The sequence below is a fragment of the Zobellella taiwanensis genome (assembly GCF_003012795.1).
Lineage (GTDB): Bacteria > Pseudomonadota > Gammaproteobacteria > Enterobacterales > Aeromonadaceae > Oceanimonas > Oceanimonas taiwanensis.
In genome coordinates, this window is the sequence record NZ_PXYH01000002.1 from 210,683 (window position 1) to 228,173 (window position 17,491).

Sequence of the window (17,491 nt, forward strand, 5' to 3'; positions counted from 1 at the left end):
TCACCTCAATCCAGGCAGACGTAGACCCGGCCGCCTTCCACTTTGGCGGCATAGGTCTTGAGGTGGACGCAGGCGGGGGCGTTCTTGGCCTCGCCGGTCTTGTAGTTGAAACGGCCGTTGTGCTTGGGGCACTCGATGATGTCGCCCATCACCAGGCCGTCGGCCAGGTGCACCGCCTCGTGGGTGCAGAGCCCGGCGGTGGCGAACACCTCGTCGTCCGGGCTGCGGTATATGGCCAGGGTCCGCTCGCCGCGGTCGAGCCGAATGACATCCTCTTCGTCGATATCGTCGAAGGCGCACACTTCAATCCAGTTGCTCATCTTGCTCTCCTCCCCCAGGGGGACTTACAGGGAATGGGCCGGACGCAGATCGGCGTCGGCGGGTGGTTCGGCCGCCGCCGGCAGCGGCCGGTCGACGAAATAATCCGGGTCCCGGCGCTGGCGCCACAGGGCCGGCACCAGTTCGCACAGGGCCGCCCAGGTGCTGGGATACACCGGCGGCAGATCGTGCTTGATCTGCTCGTGCAGGGCCGGCAACGCGTGATAGGGCACCATGGGGTACATGTGGTGCTCGGTGTGGTAGTTCATGTTCCAGTAGATAAAGCGGAACACCGGGTTCATGCGGATGGTGCGGCTGTTCTTGCGGTGATCCAGCACGTTGTCGGCCAGGCCGGCGTGCTGGGTCAGCCCGAACAGATAGGCCAGCCAGGCGCCGTACATGGTGGGCAGCACCCCCACCAGCATCACCGGCAGCCAGGACTGCAGCCCCACCGCCAGCAGCAGCACGGCCATCTGCAGGGCCAGGTACATGCGCGCCTGCTGGAACACTTTGGGCCACTCCATCTCGGGAATGAAGGCCCGCTCGTCCTCGGTGAGCCGGCCGCCGCTGTGGCGCAGCAGGCTTTGCAGGGTGCCCAGCACGGCGGGAATGGCCAGCAGCCCGAGCAGGTGGCACAGCACCGGGGTGGGACGGGGCGCGTTAATCTCCGGATCCAGGCCGACGATGATGGTGTCGGTGTGGTGGCGGGCGTGGCTCCAGCGCCAGACGGTGGGCTCGCGCAAGATCATGAAGCTGGCCTGGCGATAGACCAGATCGTTCATCCAGGGGGTGCGGAAGGCGGTGCCGTGGCTGCACTCGTGCCAACGGGAGTCCGACGCCGAGCTGTACAGCACGCCATAAACCAGAAAACAGGGCACCGCCAGCCAGCTGCCCCAGGCCAGCACGCCCAGCGTGGCGAACAGCAGCAGCAGCGCCCACCACAGCAGGGTATCGCGGATGGCGCTGCGGTCCTGGCGCTGCATCAGCGCCTTGAGGGTTTTGCGCGGTACCGGGGTCTGGTACCACTGGGCCGAGGCCAGGCCCCGGGCCACCGCCTCCCGGGCGCTCGGGCCGGTAAGGCGGTAATCGCGTGTGCTTGCGGGTGTTGTCATTGCTCTCTCCCTGTCCGTTATGCGGCCCAGGCGGGCCCTTCGACAGGAAAAGTAAACAAAGCGTTAACCGTTAAACAGCACGGCGTTGATGCAAAAGCATCAAGGCTTCGGGCTTACCTAAACAGGCAACGCTCATGCCCAAACAGGCGGACAAAGGGAACGGCTTACGCGGTCATGGCAAAAACGGTGTCATCAAGCTGCATGTGCCATCTGGGCGCATTGGCATTAGTATGTGATCCCTGCCCGCCACCCTGTCACCGGAGAAACCAAGATGTTTGCAGGCCTCAGCGCATTTCCCCTCACCCCCATGAACGAGAGCGGCATCGACGAGCACGCCTTCGTCCGCCTGGTCGAACGCCTGGCCGGCGCCGGGGTCGACTCCATCGGCGTGCTCGGCTCGACAGGGAACTATGCCTACCTCACACGGGCCGAACGGGCCCGTATCGTGCAGCTGGCGGTGCGGCACGCGGGGACGGTGCCGGTGATCGCCGGCATCGGCGCCCTGCGCACCCGCGCCGTGCAGGACCTGGCCGAAGACGCCCAGCAGGCGGGCGCCGCCGGCGTGCTGCTGGCGCCCGTGTCGTACCAGAAACTGTCGGACGACGAGGTATTCGGCCTGTACCGGGACGTGACCCGCACCCTGTCCGTGCCGCTCTGTGTCTACGACAACCCCGGCACGACCCACTTCACCTTCAGCGACGAGCTGCACGGCCGGATAGCGGGGCTGCCGAGGGTGGCCTCCATCAAGATCCCCGGCGTGCCGGACGACGCCGAGGCCGCCCGGGCCCGCGTCGAGCGTCTGCGTGCCCAGCTTCCCCCGCACCTGACCATAGGCGTCAGCGGCGATGCCCTGGCCGCCAGGGGCCTGAACGCCGGCTGTGAGGCCTGGTATTCGGTAATAGGCGGCCTCTTCCCCCAGACGGCCCTGGCCATCACCCGGGCCGCCCGGGCCGGCGACGCCCACGGGGCCCTGCAGTTGTCCGGCCGGCTGCAGCCAATGTGGGAGCTGTTTCGCCAGTACGGCAGCCTGCGGGTCACCGCAACCGCCGCCGAGCTGCTGGGTCTGGCCGAGGCGCCCAGCCTGCCGCTGCCGCTCAACACCCTGGCCGGCCACGACCGGCAACGGCTCGCCGAATGGCTGGCGGAGCTGGCGTTGGCGTAAGGTCTCCGCAGGGAGGGTGGCCCGCGTAGGGATTATGTCCGAGGCTGACGCGCTGCTTTCCTGGCCAGAGGTCCCGCTACGCGCGAAAGCAGGCGGGCCGCCTGCGCTCCACCAGTTCCTGCACCTCCCGGCGTTTCCCCTCGATGCGTTCTGGTCAAAGGTGTAGTGGCAGCAGATGCTTCGGCGGTTCATCGACGAGGGTGTCGTCGGTTACTGCGGGGTTAACTCGACCATGGCCGGTACGAGCATCGCCGGAGTCCGTGGTTACCGATGGCAAAGACCCGGCCTCCCGCACCACACACAAAAAAAAGCCCCGCCATCACCGGCGGGGCCTTGCTGAACATCAGCAACAAACGAGATCTTCTTGTTATTCCACCACTTCGTGAGCGGCCTTCATCTTGCGGCGCAGCAGGGGGCCGACTACCACCGGCGCCAGCAGGCCGATGATGGCGATGCTCCAGATGGTAATGGCGATACCACTGTTCCACAGGATGCCGACGTCGCCGCCGGACAGGCTCATGGCGTTGCGCAGGTTGACTTCCATGGTGGGCCCGAGCAGGGTGCCCAGCACGATCGGCACCAGCGGAATGTCGAGCTTGCGCAGCACATAACCCAGCACACCGAAGCCGATCATCATGTACAGCTCGGTGGTCGAGTTGCTGATGGAGTAGATCCCCACCACCGCCACCATGGTTACCATCGGCATCAGGTACTTGGACGGCACCGACAGTATCTTCACGAACAGGCCGATCATCGGGATGTTCATGAACAGCAGCAGTATGTTACCGAACAGCAGGGCGGCGATCACGCCCCAGACCACGTCGGCGTGTTGCTGGAACATCAGCGGGCCCGGCTGGATGTTGAGGGTGACCAGCATCGCCAGCAGCACGGCGGTGGTGCCGCTGCCGGGCACGCCCAGGGTCAGCATGGGCACCAGGGCGCCGTTGGCGGCGGCGTTGTTGCCGGCCTCGGGCGCGGCCACGCCGCGGGGATCCCCCTCACCGAAGTGACCCTTCTTGCCCTGCACCTTCTTCTCCAGGGTGTAGCTGATAAAGCTGCCCAGCGAGGCGCCGGCACCGGGCAGCACCCCGGCGATAAAGCCGAGCAGGCTGCCCCGCAGCGCGGTCGGCAATACGAAGAAGATATCCCTGGCGGTGAGCTTGAGTTTGGCCACCTTCACCATGTCCCGCCCTTCCCGGGCATGGGACTCGACAAAGATGAACAGCTCCGACACCGCGAACAAGCCGACGATGATGACGATAAACTCGATCCCCTCGTACAGGTGGAGGTTGCCGTAGGTAAAACGCTCCACCCCGGTGTTCATGTCGACGCCGATGGTCGACAGCATCAAGCCGAGGGCGGTGGCCAGCACCGTTTTCATCGGGTTCTTGCCGGTAATGCCGCCCAGGGTGGCGAAGGCCAGGATAAAGAGCGCGAAATATTCCGCCGGGCCGAAGTGCAGGGCGAACCTGGCCAGCAGCGGCGCCATGATGATAAGGCCGATCACCGCCAGGAAGCTGCCAATGAAGGAGGCGATGGCCGACAGCGCCAGCGCCTCGGCCGCCTTGCCCTTGCGGGCCATGGGATAGCCGTCCAGGCAGGTCATCATCGCCGGCTCGTCGCCGGGGATGTTGAGCAGGATGGAAGAGATCCGGCCGCCGTACATGGTACCGGCATAGACCGAGGTGAGCATGATCAGCGCGCTGTCGGCGCCCAGCCCCAGCGAAAAGCACAGCGGCATCAGGATGGCGATGCCGTTGGCGGGCCCCAGGCCCGGCAGGCAGCCGATCAGGGTGCCCAGAAAGGCGCCGATCAGGGCATACATGATATTTTCCGGTGTCAGGGCCACCGCAAAGCCCTGCATCAGCAACTGCAAGATATCCATCAGTTCATTCCCCACAAGGTGCCCACCGGGAGGGCCAGGTCCAGCCCGTAGGTAAACAGCGCGAACATGAACGCGCTGCTGCAAAACCCGACCAGGGCCGCCGGTTTGAGTTTGGCGCTCATGCGCCAGGCCAGCAGTGCTATCGCCAGTCCCGCGGACAGGATGAAGCCGACCGGTTCGAGGATGAGCACAAAGCCGACCAGCACGACGAGGATGATCGCCAGTTCACCCAGGGTCTTGAGGGGCGGCCAGGCTTCGTCGGGATCGGGCTTCACCATCAGGTAGATGCAGGAGATGGCCAGCAACACGGCCAGCAGCGTCGGAAAAGCGGAGGGGCCAATGGCCCCGCCGCTACCGAACGCCGGTTGAAACTCCTGGGCATGAAGGCCGTAAATAACGGCCAGGATCAAGCCCAGGAGTCCCAGGACGCGATCGTTAATCATGACTTGATGATCCCCAGTTCTTGTGAAATCTGGCGCACTTCACCGATTTGTTCATTGATGTAATCGGTAAACTCCGCCCCCGTCTTGTGGAAGGGGATCAGGCCGTTCTGCTGCATGATCTGCTTCCACTCGGGCGTTTCATACAGGTTGCTGAAGGTCTGCTGCCACCAGTTGTACTGCTCGTCACTGATGCCCGGCGCCACATAGACGCCGCGGAAGTTCAGCCAGGTCACGTCGACCCCCTGCTCCTTGGCGGTGGGCACCGAGGCCAGCTTGCCCTCCAGCCGCTCGTCCGCCAGCACCGCCAGGATGCGCAGATCGCCGGATTCGAAAAAGCCCAGGGATTCGGACAGGTCGCCGGTAAAGACGTCCGTATGACCGCCCACCACCTGTACCAGGGCATCGCCGCCGTTGTTGAACGACAGGTAACGCAGCTCTTTGATCTTGTCGACGCCGGCCCGCTTGGCGGTCAGCAGCACCCGCAGGTTGTCGTCCCCGCCGAGCGGGCTGGCGCCGGCGAAGGTCACGCTGCCCGGATCCTGCTTGAGGGCATCGAGCACCTCGTTCAGCGACTGGTAGGGTGAGTCCTTGCGCACTGCTATCACCCCCGGCTCGGCACCCATGGCCGCCGCCCAGTTGACCATGGAGGAATCCAGGCCCGGGTAGGCGTTCTGGGCCAGGCGGGTAACGGTGCCGGTGCTGGTGGCCACAAACACCCCGGCGTCGCCCTTGCGCTTGGACACGGTATGGGCAAAACCGACGCCGTGGCCGCCGCCGGGCATGTTGGTCACCTGGATGTTGCCGCTGACGACGCCTTGATCATTGAGCGCCTTGCCGATGCTACGGCAGATAAAATCCAGGCCGCCGCCGGGACCGGCCGGGGCGATGCACTCGACCCGCTTGGGGGCTTCGAGCGCCATCACCTGGCTGGTGGAAAGCAGGCAGGCTGCCGCGGCTATCATTTTCAGATTGTTTACATGCATAGGTTTGTCCTTCCTTGTTACACACGATTTATCTCTCGGAGATAAGGGTTAAGCGCAGTACCAGGCCGGGGCCCCTCAATTAACTGTACATTTACGCCTTAAAATGCAATTTACTCTTGATTTAACGCATCGTCAACATTGTAATTGCACTTTTAAAACTAAAAATACAATACATGACTTAGATCATAATGCACCCGCGCATCCCGCCACTGTATTGCCCGACGCCAAACGGAGCCGGGTCCTCGTCCGGCCAGCACCAGAGTGAACTTAAGCGCGCCTTTATCCCGTCATCCGGAGCCGTCACTAGCGGGACTGCCCGGTAAAAACCAGGGAGTCAGGCCCCGGCCGCCAGGGCCGCGGGCACCACCACCACTCCATCCTCGTCCGCCACCAGGTAGTCGCCGGGCTGGCAGCGCACGCCCTGGATGTCGATGGCCAGTTCCGTCAGCCCCAGGCCGCGCCGGGTCGAGCCCATGGGCACCACGCCCAGGGCGCGCATGCCCAGATCCATCTGGGCGATGGGCTCGGCGTCGCGGATATAGCCATAGATGACGAAGCCCTCCCAGCCGTTGCGGATGGCGGTGGCGGCGCTCATGTCGCCGAACACCGCGCAGCGCTCGCTGCCGCCGGCGTCCACCACCATCACCTTGCCCTGCCCCGGTGTTTCAATCAGTTCCTTGATGCGGGAGCTGTCCTCGAAGCATTTCACCGTGACCACCTCGCCGGCGAAGCGCGGCCGGCCGCCCAGATCCCGCAGCCGGGGAGTGAGGAAGCCGATGCGCTCGCCCAGCCGATCGCATAATTCCGTTGTGTTCATGCCTGTGTCCTCTTCTTGTTGTCCATATGAATCAGTTATGGGTGTCGGCGGTGACCTTACGCACCACGTAGGGCAGGATGCCCCCCTGGCTCAGGTAGCGCAGTTCCTGGCGAGAGTCGATCCGCAGCCGCAGCCAGACTCGTTCGAAACGGCCGTCGGCCCGGTCAATCTTCAGCTCCACCGCATTGCTGCCCACCGCCAGCGCGTCCAGGCCGCCAAACGACAACCGCTCGTCACCCTTCAGCGCCAGCCGCGCGGCATCGATGCCGGGCTCGAACTCGATGGGGAACACCCCCATGCCGATCAGGTTGCTGCGGTGGATACGCTCGAAACTTTGCGCCACCACCGCCCGCACCCCCAGGGTGGCCTGCGCCTTGGCGGCCCAGTCGCGGCTGGAGCCGGCGCCGTAGTTGAAGCCGGCGAACACCACCAGGGGCACCGCCTCGGCCGTGTAGCTCAGCGCCGCCTCGTACACCGGCAGCAGCCGGCCGTCCGCCGCCCTGGCCCAGCCGCCCTCGCCGGGCTGCTCCGGCAGCAGCCGGTTCTGCACCGCCCGGTTGACGAAGGCGCCGCGCATCATCACCTCGTGGTTGCTGCGGCGGGTGGAATACTGGTTGAGATCCCGCGGCGACTCGCCCCGCGCCAGCAGCCAGCGGCCGGCCTGGCTGTCGGCCGGAATGGCGCTGGCCGGCGAGATATGATCGGTGGTGACGTTGTCGCCCAGCACCAGCAGGGCGCGGGCGTTGTCGATGGCCAGGCTGGCCCCGGGCGCGGGCGCGATGGCCTGGGTATAGAGGGGGCGGCGCAGGTAGGTGGACCCCGGATCCCAGGGAAAGCGCACGCTGCCCTCGGCCGACAGCTCCCGCCAGTGATGGGTGCCGTCCCACAGGCTGGCGTTGCGCCGGGCGAACTGCTCCGGGTGCAGGCTGGCAGCCACCAGTTGCTGGATTTCCTCCTCGCCCGGCATCAGCTCGTGCAGGTAGACCTCCCGCCCCTCCTCGTCCACCCCCAGGGGAGCGCAGGTCAGGTCGGTGTTGACGGTACCGATGAGGGCGTAGGCCACCACCAACGCCGGCGAGGCCAGGTAGCCCGCCTGGACCCTGGGGTTGACCCGGCCTTCGAAGTTGCGGTTGCCCGACAGCACCACCGCCGTCCTGAGCCCCTGCTCCACCAGCTGGTCCAGCCGCGGCTCCAGGGCGCCGGAGTTGCCGATGCAGGTCATGCAGCCGAAGCCGGCCAGGGAGAAGCCGAGGGCGGCAAAGTCCGCCAGCAGCCCGGCCTGCTCCAGGTAGTCCGCCACCACCCGGGAACCCGGCGACAGCGAGGTCTTGACCCAGGGCTTGGGCCGCAGGCCGCGGCGGCGGGCGTTGCGGGCCAGCAGCCCGGCCTGGATCATCTGCGCCGGGTTGGCGGTATTGGTGCAGCTGGTGATGGCGGCGATGGACACGGCGCCGTGCCCCAGCGCCTCGCCGAAGGCCGGCTCGACAAAGCGGGCGTCCGGGTCCAGGGTGCCGGCGATCACCCCCTCGCCCAGGCCCAGCACCTCGCGCCGAAAGGAGGCACCGGCCTCGGCCACCGGCTGCCACTGGTGGGGCTGGTGCGGGCCGGCCACCGCCGGGGCGATGTCCGCCAGATCAAGCTCGATCAGCTCGGCGAACTCGGGCTCCGGCAGCGCATCCCGCCGCCACAGCCCCTGGGCCTCGAGGTAGGCGCGGATCTGCGCGCGCAGCCCGGGGCTTCGACCGGTCAGCTCCATGTACTCCATGGTGACGTCGTCGAAGGGGAAGAACACCACGGTGGCGCCGTATTCCGGCGCCATGTTGGACAGGGTGCCACGCGCCGCCCAGCCCAGCTCCGCCAGGCCCGGGCCGCAGAATTCGACGAACTTGCCCACCACCCCCTTGCGACGCAGCAGCTCGGTGACCTTGAGCGCCAGATCGGTGGCGGTGACCCCGGGGCGCAGCCGGTTGCGCAGGCGGATGCCGATCACCTCGGGAAAGCGGATCGGCACCGGCTCGCCCAGCATGGCGGCCTGCCCTTCCAGCCCGCCCACGCCCCAGCCGAGGATGCCGATGGCGTTGATCATCGGGGTATGGCTGTCGGTGGCCACCATGTCGTCGGGGTGCAGCAGCGGCGTGCCGTCTTCGGTGCGGCTCTCCCACACCACGGTGCCGAGGGATTCCATGTTCACCTGGTGGATGATGCCCGTGCCCGGCGGCACCACCCTGAAGTTGTCCAGGCTCTGCTGGGCCCACTTGATGAAGCGGTAACGCTCGCCGTTGCGGCGGTAGTCGATGTCCAGGTTGCGCTCCACCGCCGCTTCCTCGGCATAGTGCTCGACGATGACCGAGTGATCGATGGTCAGCACCGCCGGTATCATGGGGTTCATCGCGCCGGGATCGCCGCCCAGCTCCGCCACCCGGTCGCGCATGCCGGCAAAGTCGGCCAGCGCCGGCAGGCAGGTGGTGTCGTGGAACATCAGGCGGTTGGGGTAGAAGGGCACCTCGCAGGCGGCCCCTTGGCCCCGGGCGCAGGCGAGCACCTCGTCCAGCATCTCGGGAGAGCAGCGCGCCACGTTCTCGAGCAGGATACGCAGGGAATAAGGCAGGCGGCACAGCGCCGCCGGCTCGAGCAGCTTGTGCAGATCCACGTAGGCGTAGCGCCGGCCGTCGATCTGCAGCTCGCTGAGGTGGTCGGGACTGGGGTTTGTCAACATCATGGGTATCACCATTACCAAATTTGCCAGGGATCCTCGCCGGAGGACCGGGTTGGGCTTGATTCTAGAAAGGCCCCGGGGCCGTGAAAATTGAGCATTGGCCAAGCCCGCGTTCGCCAACGGCGAACGCTAGCCGCAGAGGTGCTCGACAAAGCTGTGCGCCACCGCCGGCAACTGGCCGAAGTCCCGGGCGACCAGCAGCAGCTGCCGGCGCGCCCAGCCGTCTTCCAGGCCCACCAGGCGCAGGTCGAGGGCCTGCCGGTGCGATGCCGCCACATCCCGAGGCAAGAGGCAGATGCCCAGGTTGGTCGCCGCCATGCGGCACATGCACTCGAAACTGCCGACCCGCACCCGCTGGCGCAGCGCCTGGCCCAGCAGGGCGGCCTGGACCGACAGCAGCTGCTGCAGGGAGCTGTCCGGATGGGAGCCGATAAATTCGTACGGCAGGGCCTCGGCCAGGCTCACCCGGGTACGCTCCGCCAGGGGATGGCGGGCCGCCATCACCAGCACCAGTTCGTCGCTGCGGTAGGGCCGGCTGGCCAGCCCCAGGGTCGGCGTCTGCTCGGCGATGATGCCGAGATCGGCGCGGCCGTCGGCCACCGCCGTCACCACGCCGGTGCCGACCCCCTCCTCGATGTCGAAGCGGATCATCGGATGGGCCTGCATAAAGCCGGCAATGTCGAGGGTCAGCTGCTGGGCCAGGGCCGAGGTGATGGCGTGCAGGCGCAGGTGGCCCGTGACGCCGGCACCGTATTCGCTCAGCTCCCTGTCCATCTGCTGCAGGGTCGCGCGCAGCTGCCGCACATGATGGTGCAGCGACTGGCCGGCCGGGGTCAGCTCCATGCCCCGGGGGGCGCGGACGAACAGCGGCGCCCCCACCCTGGCCTCCAGCTCGCTGATGCGCTTGCTCACCGCCGAGGTGGCCAGGTGGCAACGCTCGGCGGCCCGGGTCAGGTTGCGTTGCTCGGCCACGGCCATGAAGATCTCCAGGCTGAGCAGGTCGTAGCGCATCATGGCGGCCTCCTAGCGCTTGGCGAAACGGCGTTGCAGATCGGCCACCTGCTCCGGCGTCAGGGTTTTGAACTTGTGCTGGAACAACAGCAGGAACAGCTGGGCCGTGGCTTCCAGTTCCTCGGTCGCATCCACCGCGGCATGCAGATCCGAGCCGGCCACGACGGGGCCGTGGTGGGCCAGCAGCATGGCATGGTGCCGGCCGGAAAAGCGCCGCACCGCCTCGGCCAGGGCGGGGTCCCCGGGCGCGTAATAGGGCACCAGGGGCAGCTTGCCGACCCGCATGGCGTAGTAGGCGGTGATGGCCGGCAGCACGTCCTCCGGATCCAGCTGATCCAGCACCGACACCGCCACCGAATGGGTCGAGTGCAGGTGCACCACGGCGCCGCTGACCGGCCGCTCCTGGTACATGGCCAGGTGCAGCATGGCCTCCTTGGACGGCAGGTCGCCGCCGATATGGCGCCCCTGCCAGTCCAGCTTCGACAGCCGGGCCGGATCCAGCCGGCCCAGGGACGAGCCCGTCGGCGTCAGCAGCCAGCCATCGTTCAGCCGGACGCTGATGTTGCCCGTGCCGCCGTGGGTCAGGCCGCGGTCGTACATGGACTTGCCGAGCAGCACTATCTCTTCCCGTTGCTTGTGTTCGTTCATTCCACTCTCCCCAGGGCTTTCTCGAAAAAGTCGACGGAGCCGAAATTGCCCGATTTCAGCGCCAGCAGCAGGGGCCGGTCGCCCAGGGTCCGGGTCCAGGGCACCCCGGGATCGATGAGGGCGCCGATGCGCAGGGCGCGCACCTCCAGCGCCTTGACCACGGCGCCCGAGGTTTCGCCGCCGGCCACCACCAGCTTGCTCACGCCCAGCTCCCGTAGCCCCACCGCGATGCGGGACAGCGCCTGCTCGACCAGCTCCCCGGCCCGGGCCGCGCCCAGTTGCTCCTGGGCGGCCCTGACCTGCTCCGGCCGGGCACTGCCGTAGATCAGCACCGGCTCGCGGGCGACGAGGGGCGCGGCCCAGGCCAGCGCCTCCGCCACCAGATCCCGCCCCTCGGCCAGGTACCGCGGATCCAGCTGAAAGCTGGGCCTGTGGCGCTGCCAGTGCTCCACCTGGGCATTGGTCGCCAGCGAACAACTGCCGGACAGCACCGCCGACGGCCCTTCCAGCCCGGGCAGCTCACCGGCCTGCCGGTTATCGCCCAGCAGGCCCGCGCGGCGGAAGTTCTCCGCCAGGCCCAGCGCCACCCCCGAGCCCCCGGTGATCAGCCGGTGCCCGGCGGCGGCCTCGCCGATGGCCCGCAAATGCTGGTCGTCCAGGGCGTCGACGATGGCGTAGCCATGCCCCGCCTGTTCGAGCTGGTCGAAGGCGGCCCGGATGGCCGTCGCCCCGCGGGAGACGGTGCGCCAGGGCACCAGCCCCACCGGTCTCGCGGTCTGCTGCTGCAGCACCCGCACCAGGTTGGCGTCGGTCATGGGGGTCAGGGGGTGGTGGCGCATGCCGGATTCGCTCAGCAACAGGTCACCGACGAAGAGGTAGCCCTGGTACAGGGTCCGCTGGTTGGCGGGAAAGGCCGGGCAGGCCAGGGCGAAGCGGCACTCCAGCGCGGCCAGCAGGGCATCCGCCACCGGCCCGATATTGCCCTGGGGGGTGGAATCGAAGGTGGAGCAGTACTTGAAGAAAAACTGCCGGCAGCCGGCGGCCTTGAGCCAGTCCAGGGCGGCTAGCGAGTCCGCGACCGCCTCGCCGGCGGGCTGGGTGCGGGTTTTGAGGGCAATGACAATGGCGTCGATATCGGCGGGTACCGGCTCGCGCGGCACCCCGATCACCTGCAGCGTGCGCATGCCGCTGGCGACCAGGGTGCTGGCCAGATCCGTCCCGCCGGTAAAATCGTCGGCAATGCAGCCGAGCAAGGGTTTGTTCACCGTCTTCTCCTTTTTATGGACGGGCCGGCCTGAAGCCGGCCCGTCACGGGGTTCAATCCATGAGCCGGGTCCGTCAGCCGTTGATGACCTCGGCCACCGCCTCGCCGAAGGCGCGGCAACCGAGCCGGCCGCCGAGATCGGCGGTGCGGCGGGCGGGATCTTCCAGCACCCGGTCCACCGCCTGCTCCATGACCCGGGCCGCTTCCGACAGGGCTGGCTTGCCGTGGTGCTCGCCCATCCAGTCCAGCAGCATGGCCACCGACAGTATCATCGACACCGGGTTGGCCTTGTCCTGGCCGGCGATGTCGGGGGCGGAGCCGTGCTGGGCCTGGGCGCAGCAGTGGGTGTCGCTGGCCATCATGGAGCCGGCCAGGCCCAGGCTGCCGGACAGCTCGCTGGCCAGGTCGCTGATGATGTCGCCGTAGAAGTTGGTGGCCACCAGCACGTCGAAGCGCTCGGGGCTGCGCACCAGGTGGGCGGTGGAGGCGTCGACCAGCAGATCGTCGAGCGCCACCTCGGGGAAATCCCTGGCCACGTCGCGCACGCACTCCAGGAAGAGTCCGTCGGTCATGTGGAAGCTGTTCGACTTGTGGATGGCGGTGACCTTCTTGTTGCGCTTCATGGCCAGCTCGAACGCCCGGCGGGCAATGCGCTCGCTGCAGTGGCGGGTGATCTTGCGGGTGGACAGCGCCATGTCGGGGCTCGGCATCACCTCGCCCCAGCCGCGGGTCATGTTGCGATCCGGGTAAAAGCCCTCGGTGGCCTCGCGCATGATCACCAGGTCCATGCTCTTCCCTTCCTTCATGTTGGAGGCCAGGAAGGGACGGGTGCGGGCCGGGCGCACGTTGGCGTAGAGATCCAGCCCGATACGGAAGCCCGCCGACACATTGCGCCCGCCCTTTTCCGGCGCGGGGTAATCCGCGTGGGACTGGGTACCGAGGATGATGCCGTCGTAGGCCTTGGCTTTTTCCAGCACCTCGTCGCGCAGGGTGGTGCCGTATTGTTCGAGGCTCTTGAAGCCCACGTCGTCGTAATCGAACTGCAGACCCAGGTTGAACTTGCCGTTCACCGCCTGCAGCACAGACATGGACGACTGGACAATCTCGGGGCCGATACCATCACAGGGAAGAACCAGAATTCGCATCACACTCTCCTAACATGGGTTGATCTCAGGCTGTCCATGACGGGGTCGATTGCCGCGGCGTCAAGCTCCGCGAATGACCCGGCGACCGTGGGACATCTGCCTGGTTGCACGTAAAAATGAAATGTTCATCACACAAACGGGAGATGGACTCCGTTCCGCGCCACGAACATATTGCATTTTATTGCATGAAAATACAATATAGGCAACTCTTTTAACGATTCGACCAACCGCAATGGCCCAGGAGGGAAAATGACATTCAACACCACGGATCTCTGTGACGAGCACGGCGACCAGGCGCGCGTAGTGGCGCTGCCCCTTATCGACTTCGGCGCCCGCGCCCGCTGCGCCGGCCCCGCCATCACAGTGAAATGCTTCGAGGACAATTCGCGCATCAAGGCGCTGAGCATGCAGCCGGGCGAAGGCCGGGTGCTGGTGGTCGACGGCGGCGGCAGCCACCGCTGCGCCCTGCTGGGCGACGTGATCGCGGAAGATCTGCTGAACAACGGCTGGGCGGGCGTGATCATCAACGGCTGCATCCGCGACAAGGCGGCCCTCGCCGGGCTGAACATCGCCATCAAGGCGCTGGGCACCTCGCCGCGCAAGTCGGTCAAGCGGGACGAAGGCCAGGTCGGCCTGGCGGTGGACATCGGTGGCCAGTCCATCACCGACGGCGACCGGATCTACGCCGACGAAGACGGGGTTATCGTGCTCGATACCCCCGCCGGCCAGTAGCCCCAGGAGCGATGACGATGACAGCACCCCGTATTTTTCTGATCCACGCCACCCCGGTCGCCGTGGAGCCCATCAACCAGGCCTTCGCCCGCCTTTGGCCCGAGGCGGAGCTGGCCAACCTGCTGGAAGACGCCCTGTCGCGGGATCTGGCCGCCGAAGGACGGCTCACCGCCGCGCTCAGGGGGCGTTTCCTGGAATTGGCCCGCTACGCCGACGGTGCCGGCGCGGACGGCATCCTGTTCACCTGCTCGGCCTTCGGCGAGGCCATCGAACAATGCCAGCAGGCCCTGTCCATCCCGGTGCTCAAGCCCAACCAGGCCATGATCGAGGAGGCCGTGGCCCAGGCCCGGCGCATCGCCATCCTGGCCAGCTTCGAGCCCTCCATCGGCTCGATGAGCGAGGAGTTCCATGCCCACGCGGCCGCCGTCGGCAAAGCACTGGAACTCAGCGCCTTCGTCTGCCCCGAGGCCATGCAGGCGCTGCGGGCGGGGGATGCCCCGCGCCACGATGCCCTGCTGGCCGAGATGGCGGCCCGCATCGAAGGCGTCGACATCATCTGTTTCGCCCAGTTTTCCATGGTCTCGGCGCTGCCGGCCGTGCGTGCCGTCAGTGCCGTGCCCGTGCTCGCCACCACCGACAGCGCCGTGTTGGGGATGCGCCAGGCCCTCGCCGCCCGGAGGGGATAGCCGCCATGCTCAACTTCAGTGCCCACCTCGGTTTTCAGTTCACGGAAGTGCCTTTTGCGGCGCGCTTCGGCGCGGCGGCGGCGGCCGGCTACCGCGCCGTGGAGTTCCCCTCCCCCTATGAACAGGATGCCGGCGAGCTGGCCGAACTGCTCGCCCGCCACCAGCTGCAACTGGTGCAGTTCGCCACCCCCATGGGCGACGGCAAGGGGCTGGCGGCCCTGGCCGGGCGCAAGGAGGAATTTCGCGAAGGCCTGCACCAGGCCCTGCACTACGCCCGCCGCCTGGGCTGCCGCCGCCTGCACCTGATGTCCGGCTGCGCGGGGCCGGATGAGCCGGCCGACGCCACAACCTACCTGGACAACATCCGCTATGCGGTGGCGTTTTTCGCCGATCAGGGCATCCAGAGCCTGATCGAGGTGATCGGCGAGGCCAGCGCCCCCGGCTACTTCATGAGCCGGTTCGAGCGGGCCGAGTGGCTGTTCGACGCAGTCGACTCCCCCGGCCTGGGGCTGATCTTCGACAGCTACCACGCCAGCCGGCTGGGCGGCGATCCCCTCGCCCTGCTGGACGCCTGGTGGCCGCGCCTGGGCCATGTGCAGGTGGCCGACGACCCGGGCCGGCACGAGCCCGGCACCGGCCGCCTGGACTTTCCCGCCCTGTTCGCCCTGCTGGAGCGGCGCGGCTACCCAGGCTGGATCGGCTGCGAATACCACCCGCACAACGGCACGGAAGCCGGACTGGGCTGGCTCGCGGCCTATATGGCTGGCCGATGATACCTATGACAGGGAAGTATCCACCCATCAAACTAATGGAGCGGCTTGTGCATTTGCTACGACAATTCAGGATTGCCCATCGGGCCCTGCTCGGCTTTGCCATCATCGCCCTGCTCGGCATGCTGCTGGGCACCTTCGCCCTGGTGCAGATGGACCGGCTGCAGCGGCATGGGCTGGATATCAAGGACAACTGGCTGCAACGGGTGAGCCTGCTCGCCAATGCCGACAGCGCCCTCAACCGCTACCGCATGGGCGCCATGCTGCATATCCTCTCCCCGCGGGAGGAGGAAATGGCGTTATACGAAGGCGACACGGCCCGCCAGTTGAGCCGGCTGCGGCGCCTGATGACGGACTACGCCGCCCTGCTGCAGGACGAGCGGGAGGTCGCGCAGTTGGCCGCCTTTACCACCAGCCTGAACACCTACGAGCAGATCAGCCGGGAGCTGCTGGCCCTGTCCCGCGGCGGCGACAAGGAAGGCGCCGCCCTTTACCTGCTGCTGGTCCGGGACGCCTATGACCAGATGGCGGGCGTTTTCCAGACCCTGGCGACGGCCGCCCAGACCGGTGCCGACGGGGCCGGTGAGCGTTCGCACCTGGCGTTTCGGGATGCCTTCAACGGCGTCCTGGCGGTGGTGCTGCTGAGTTGCGCCGGCACCCTGGTAGTGGCCTGGCTGCTGATCCGCAGCATCGTCCAGCCGCTGCGCGAGGCGGCCGACATCGCCGGCGTGGTCGCCGCCGGGGATCTGACCCGGCCCATCGACCAGAGTGGACGCGATGAGGCAGCCTTCCTGTTGCGGGCACTGGGCAAGATGCAGCAGAGCCTGCTCCATGCCCTGCAACAGCTGGCCGGCACCTCTACCAGGCTCGCCGTTTCCGCAGACCAGTTGCAATCCGCGACGGATGAAAGCAGCGACGACCTGCAGCAACAGCACCGGGAGATCGGTTCGGCGGCGTCCGCGGTCACCGAGCTGACCGCCACCGTCGAGCGGGTGGCCCATCACGCCCAGCAGACCCTGGCGCTGTCGGAGGACTCCCGCGCGCTGGCCGACCAGGGGCGGCGCAGCATGGACGGCACCCTGGCCGCCATCAGCGCCCTGAACGGGGATCTGCAGGCCAGCCACCGCCATGTGGAGCAACTGGCCGCCCAGGCCCAGGACATCGGCAAGGTGCTGGACGTGATCAACCACATCGCCGAGCAGACCAACCTGCTCGCCCTCAACGCCGCCATCGAGGCGGCCCGCGCCGGCGACCGCGGCCGGGGGTTCGCCGTGGTGGCGGACGAGGTGCGGGCCCTGGCGCAACGCACCGCCCATTCGACCGGGGAGATAGAAGGGATGATCAGCCGGATCCAGGGAAGTACCGGCGCGGCGGTGGAGCTGATGCGCAACAGCAGCGAAAAGACCCACCACAGCCTGGAGCTGGCCGCCCATACCCAGCAACTGCTGGCACGGATCCTCACCGCCAGCGACGACATCAACACCAACAACCGCCGGATCACCGAGGCCGTGGTGGCCCAGGTGCAGACGGCCAGCGCGGTGGAGCACAACCTGGACAATCTCCGCCAGCTGTCCAGCCGCTCGGCGCAGGGGGCGGCCCAGACCCGGGAGGCGGCGCAGGGCCTCGCCGCCCTGGCGGCCGACATGAACGGCATGGTCGGGCAGTTCAGCATCCGGGCTCCCGATACCCCGGGCATGGGGCGCGGCGCAGGATGACGGGCAGTTCGACGCCGCACCGGACCCGCAAGTACCATGTCCATCAGTCACTTGGCCCGGCTTTGTTGCCGGGCCGGCTGGTGT

At 67.2% G+C, this 17,491-nt stretch carries 16 protein-coding genes; 5 read left to right on the forward strand and 11 right to left on the reverse strand.

Annotation, left to right across the window (positions count from 1 at the left end; all coding sequences use genetic code 11):
• Nucleotides 1–5 precede the first annotated feature (5 nt).
• A complete protein-coding gene (locus tag C7I36_RS02335) occupies nt 6–320 on the reverse strand; it encodes a MocE family 2Fe-2S type ferredoxin (protein ID WP_106452130.1) in 315 nt (104 codons plus the stop codon).
• A gap of 24 nt (nt 321–344) precedes the next feature.
• Nucleotides 345–1,430, reverse strand: coding sequence for a fatty acid desaturase family protein (locus C7I36_RS02340; protein WP_106452131.1), 1,086 nt, complete (start codon nt 1,428–1,430; stop codon nt 345–347).
• A 271-nt stretch (nt 1,431–1,701) separates the two neighbouring features.
• Here C7I36_RS02340 and C7I36_RS02345 point away from each other — a divergent pair, with 271 nt between their 5' ends.
• The gene (locus C7I36_RS02345) at nt 1,702–2,592 is read left to right on the forward strand and encodes a dihydrodipicolinate synthase family protein (protein ID WP_106452132.1); all 891 of its coding nucleotides are present in this window, start codon (nt 1,702–1,704) and stop codon (nt 2,590–2,592) included.
• A 367-nt stretch (nt 2,593–2,959) separates the two neighbouring features.
• Here C7I36_RS02345 and C7I36_RS02350 read toward each other — a convergent pair whose 3' ends face one another.
• From C7I36_RS02350 to C7I36_RS02390, 9 genes are all read right to left on the reverse strand, one after another.
• A complete protein-coding gene (locus C7I36_RS02350) occupies nt 2,960–4,477 on the reverse strand; it encodes a tripartite tricarboxylate transporter permease (protein ID WP_106452133.1) in 1,518 nt (505 codons plus the stop codon).
• Nucleotides 4,477–4,920: a tripartite tricarboxylate transporter TctB family protein gene (locus C7I36_RS02355; protein ID WP_106452134.1), complete on the reverse strand. Its 444-nt coding sequence runs from the start codon at nt 4,918–4,920 to the stop codon at nt 4,477–4,479. Before C7I36_RS02355 ends, C7I36_RS02350 begins: the two co-directional genes overlap by 1 nt.
• Nucleotides 4,917–5,903 (reverse strand): Bug family tripartite tricarboxylate transporter substrate binding protein, encoded by a 987-nt coding sequence (locus C7I36_RS02360; protein WP_106452135.1) that lies wholly within the window; start codon nt 5,901–5,903, stop codon nt 4,917–4,919. The genes C7I36_RS02355 and C7I36_RS02360 overlap by 4 nt, the downstream gene beginning before the upstream one ends.
• 334 nt (nt 5,904–6,237) lie before the next feature.
• Nucleotides 6,238–6,720, reverse strand: a complete 483-nt coding sequence (gene rraA / locus C7I36_RS02365) for a ribonuclease E activity regulator RraA (protein WP_106452136.1) — start codon at nt 6,718–6,720, stop codon at nt 6,238–6,240.
• Nucleotides 6,721–6,751: 31 nt separating this feature from the next.
• Complete coding sequence (gene acnA, locus C7I36_RS02370) at nt 6,752–9,439, reverse strand: aconitate hydratase AcnA (protein WP_219899579.1); 2,688 nt, start codon at nt 9,437–9,439, stop codon at nt 6,752–6,754.
• A 126-nt stretch (nt 9,440–9,565) separates the two neighbouring features.
• On the reverse strand, nt 9,566–10,450 hold the full coding sequence (locus tag C7I36_RS02375) for a LysR family transcriptional regulator (protein WP_198401844.1): 885 nt from the start codon (nt 10,448–10,450) through the stop codon (nt 9,566–9,568).
• A gap of 9 nt (nt 10,451–10,459) precedes the next feature.
• Nucleotides 10,460–11,095 (reverse strand): 3-oxo-tetronate 4-phosphate decarboxylase, encoded by a 636-nt coding sequence (gene otnC / locus C7I36_RS02380; protein ID WP_096779025.1) that lies wholly within the window; start codon nt 11,093–11,095, stop codon nt 10,460–10,462.
• Complete coding sequence (gene otnK / locus C7I36_RS02385; RefSeq protein ID WP_096779024.1) at nt 11,092–12,360, reverse strand: 3-oxo-tetronate kinase; 1,269 nt, start codon at nt 12,358–12,360, stop codon at nt 11,092–11,094. The genes otnC and otnK overlap by 4 nt, the downstream gene beginning before the upstream one ends.
• Nucleotides 12,361–12,433: 73 nt before the next feature.
• A complete protein-coding gene (locus tag C7I36_RS02390; RefSeq protein ID WP_106452137.1) occupies nt 12,434–13,504 on the reverse strand; it encodes an isocitrate/isopropylmalate dehydrogenase family protein in 1,071 nt (356 codons plus the stop codon).
• A gap of 249 nt (nt 13,505–13,753) precedes the next feature.
• Here C7I36_RS02390 and rraA (C7I36_RS02395) point away from each other — a divergent pair, with 249 nt between their 5' ends.
• Genes rraA (C7I36_RS02395) through C7I36_RS02410 form a run of 4 tightly spaced genes read left to right on the forward strand, consistent with a single transcriptional unit; the run spans nt 13,754 to nt 17,407 of the window.
• Complete coding sequence (gene rraA / locus C7I36_RS02395; RefSeq protein ID WP_106452138.1) at nt 13,754–14,236, forward strand: ribonuclease E activity regulator RraA; 483 nt, start codon at nt 13,754–13,756, stop codon at nt 14,234–14,236.
• 17 nt (nt 14,237–14,253) lie between these two features.
• Nucleotides 14,254–14,922, forward strand: a complete 669-nt coding sequence (locus tag C7I36_RS02400) for an aspartate/glutamate racemase family protein (protein WP_096779021.1) — start codon at nt 14,254–14,256, stop codon at nt 14,920–14,922.
• Nucleotides 14,923–14,927: 5 nt separating this feature from the next.
• Nucleotides 14,928–15,695 (forward strand): hydroxypyruvate isomerase family protein, encoded by a 768-nt coding sequence (locus tag C7I36_RS02405; protein WP_106452139.1) that lies wholly within the window; start codon nt 14,928–14,930, stop codon nt 15,693–15,695.
• A 47-nt stretch (nt 15,696–15,742) separates the two neighbouring features.
• Nucleotides 15,743–17,407 carry a methyl-accepting chemotaxis protein gene (locus C7I36_RS02410; protein ID WP_219899580.1) on the forward strand — a complete coding sequence of 555 codons (1,665 nt, stop codon included), beginning with the start codon at nt 15,743–15,745 and terminating at the stop codon, nt 17,405–17,407.
• The last annotated feature ends 84 nt before the right edge of the window (nt 17,408–17,491 follow it).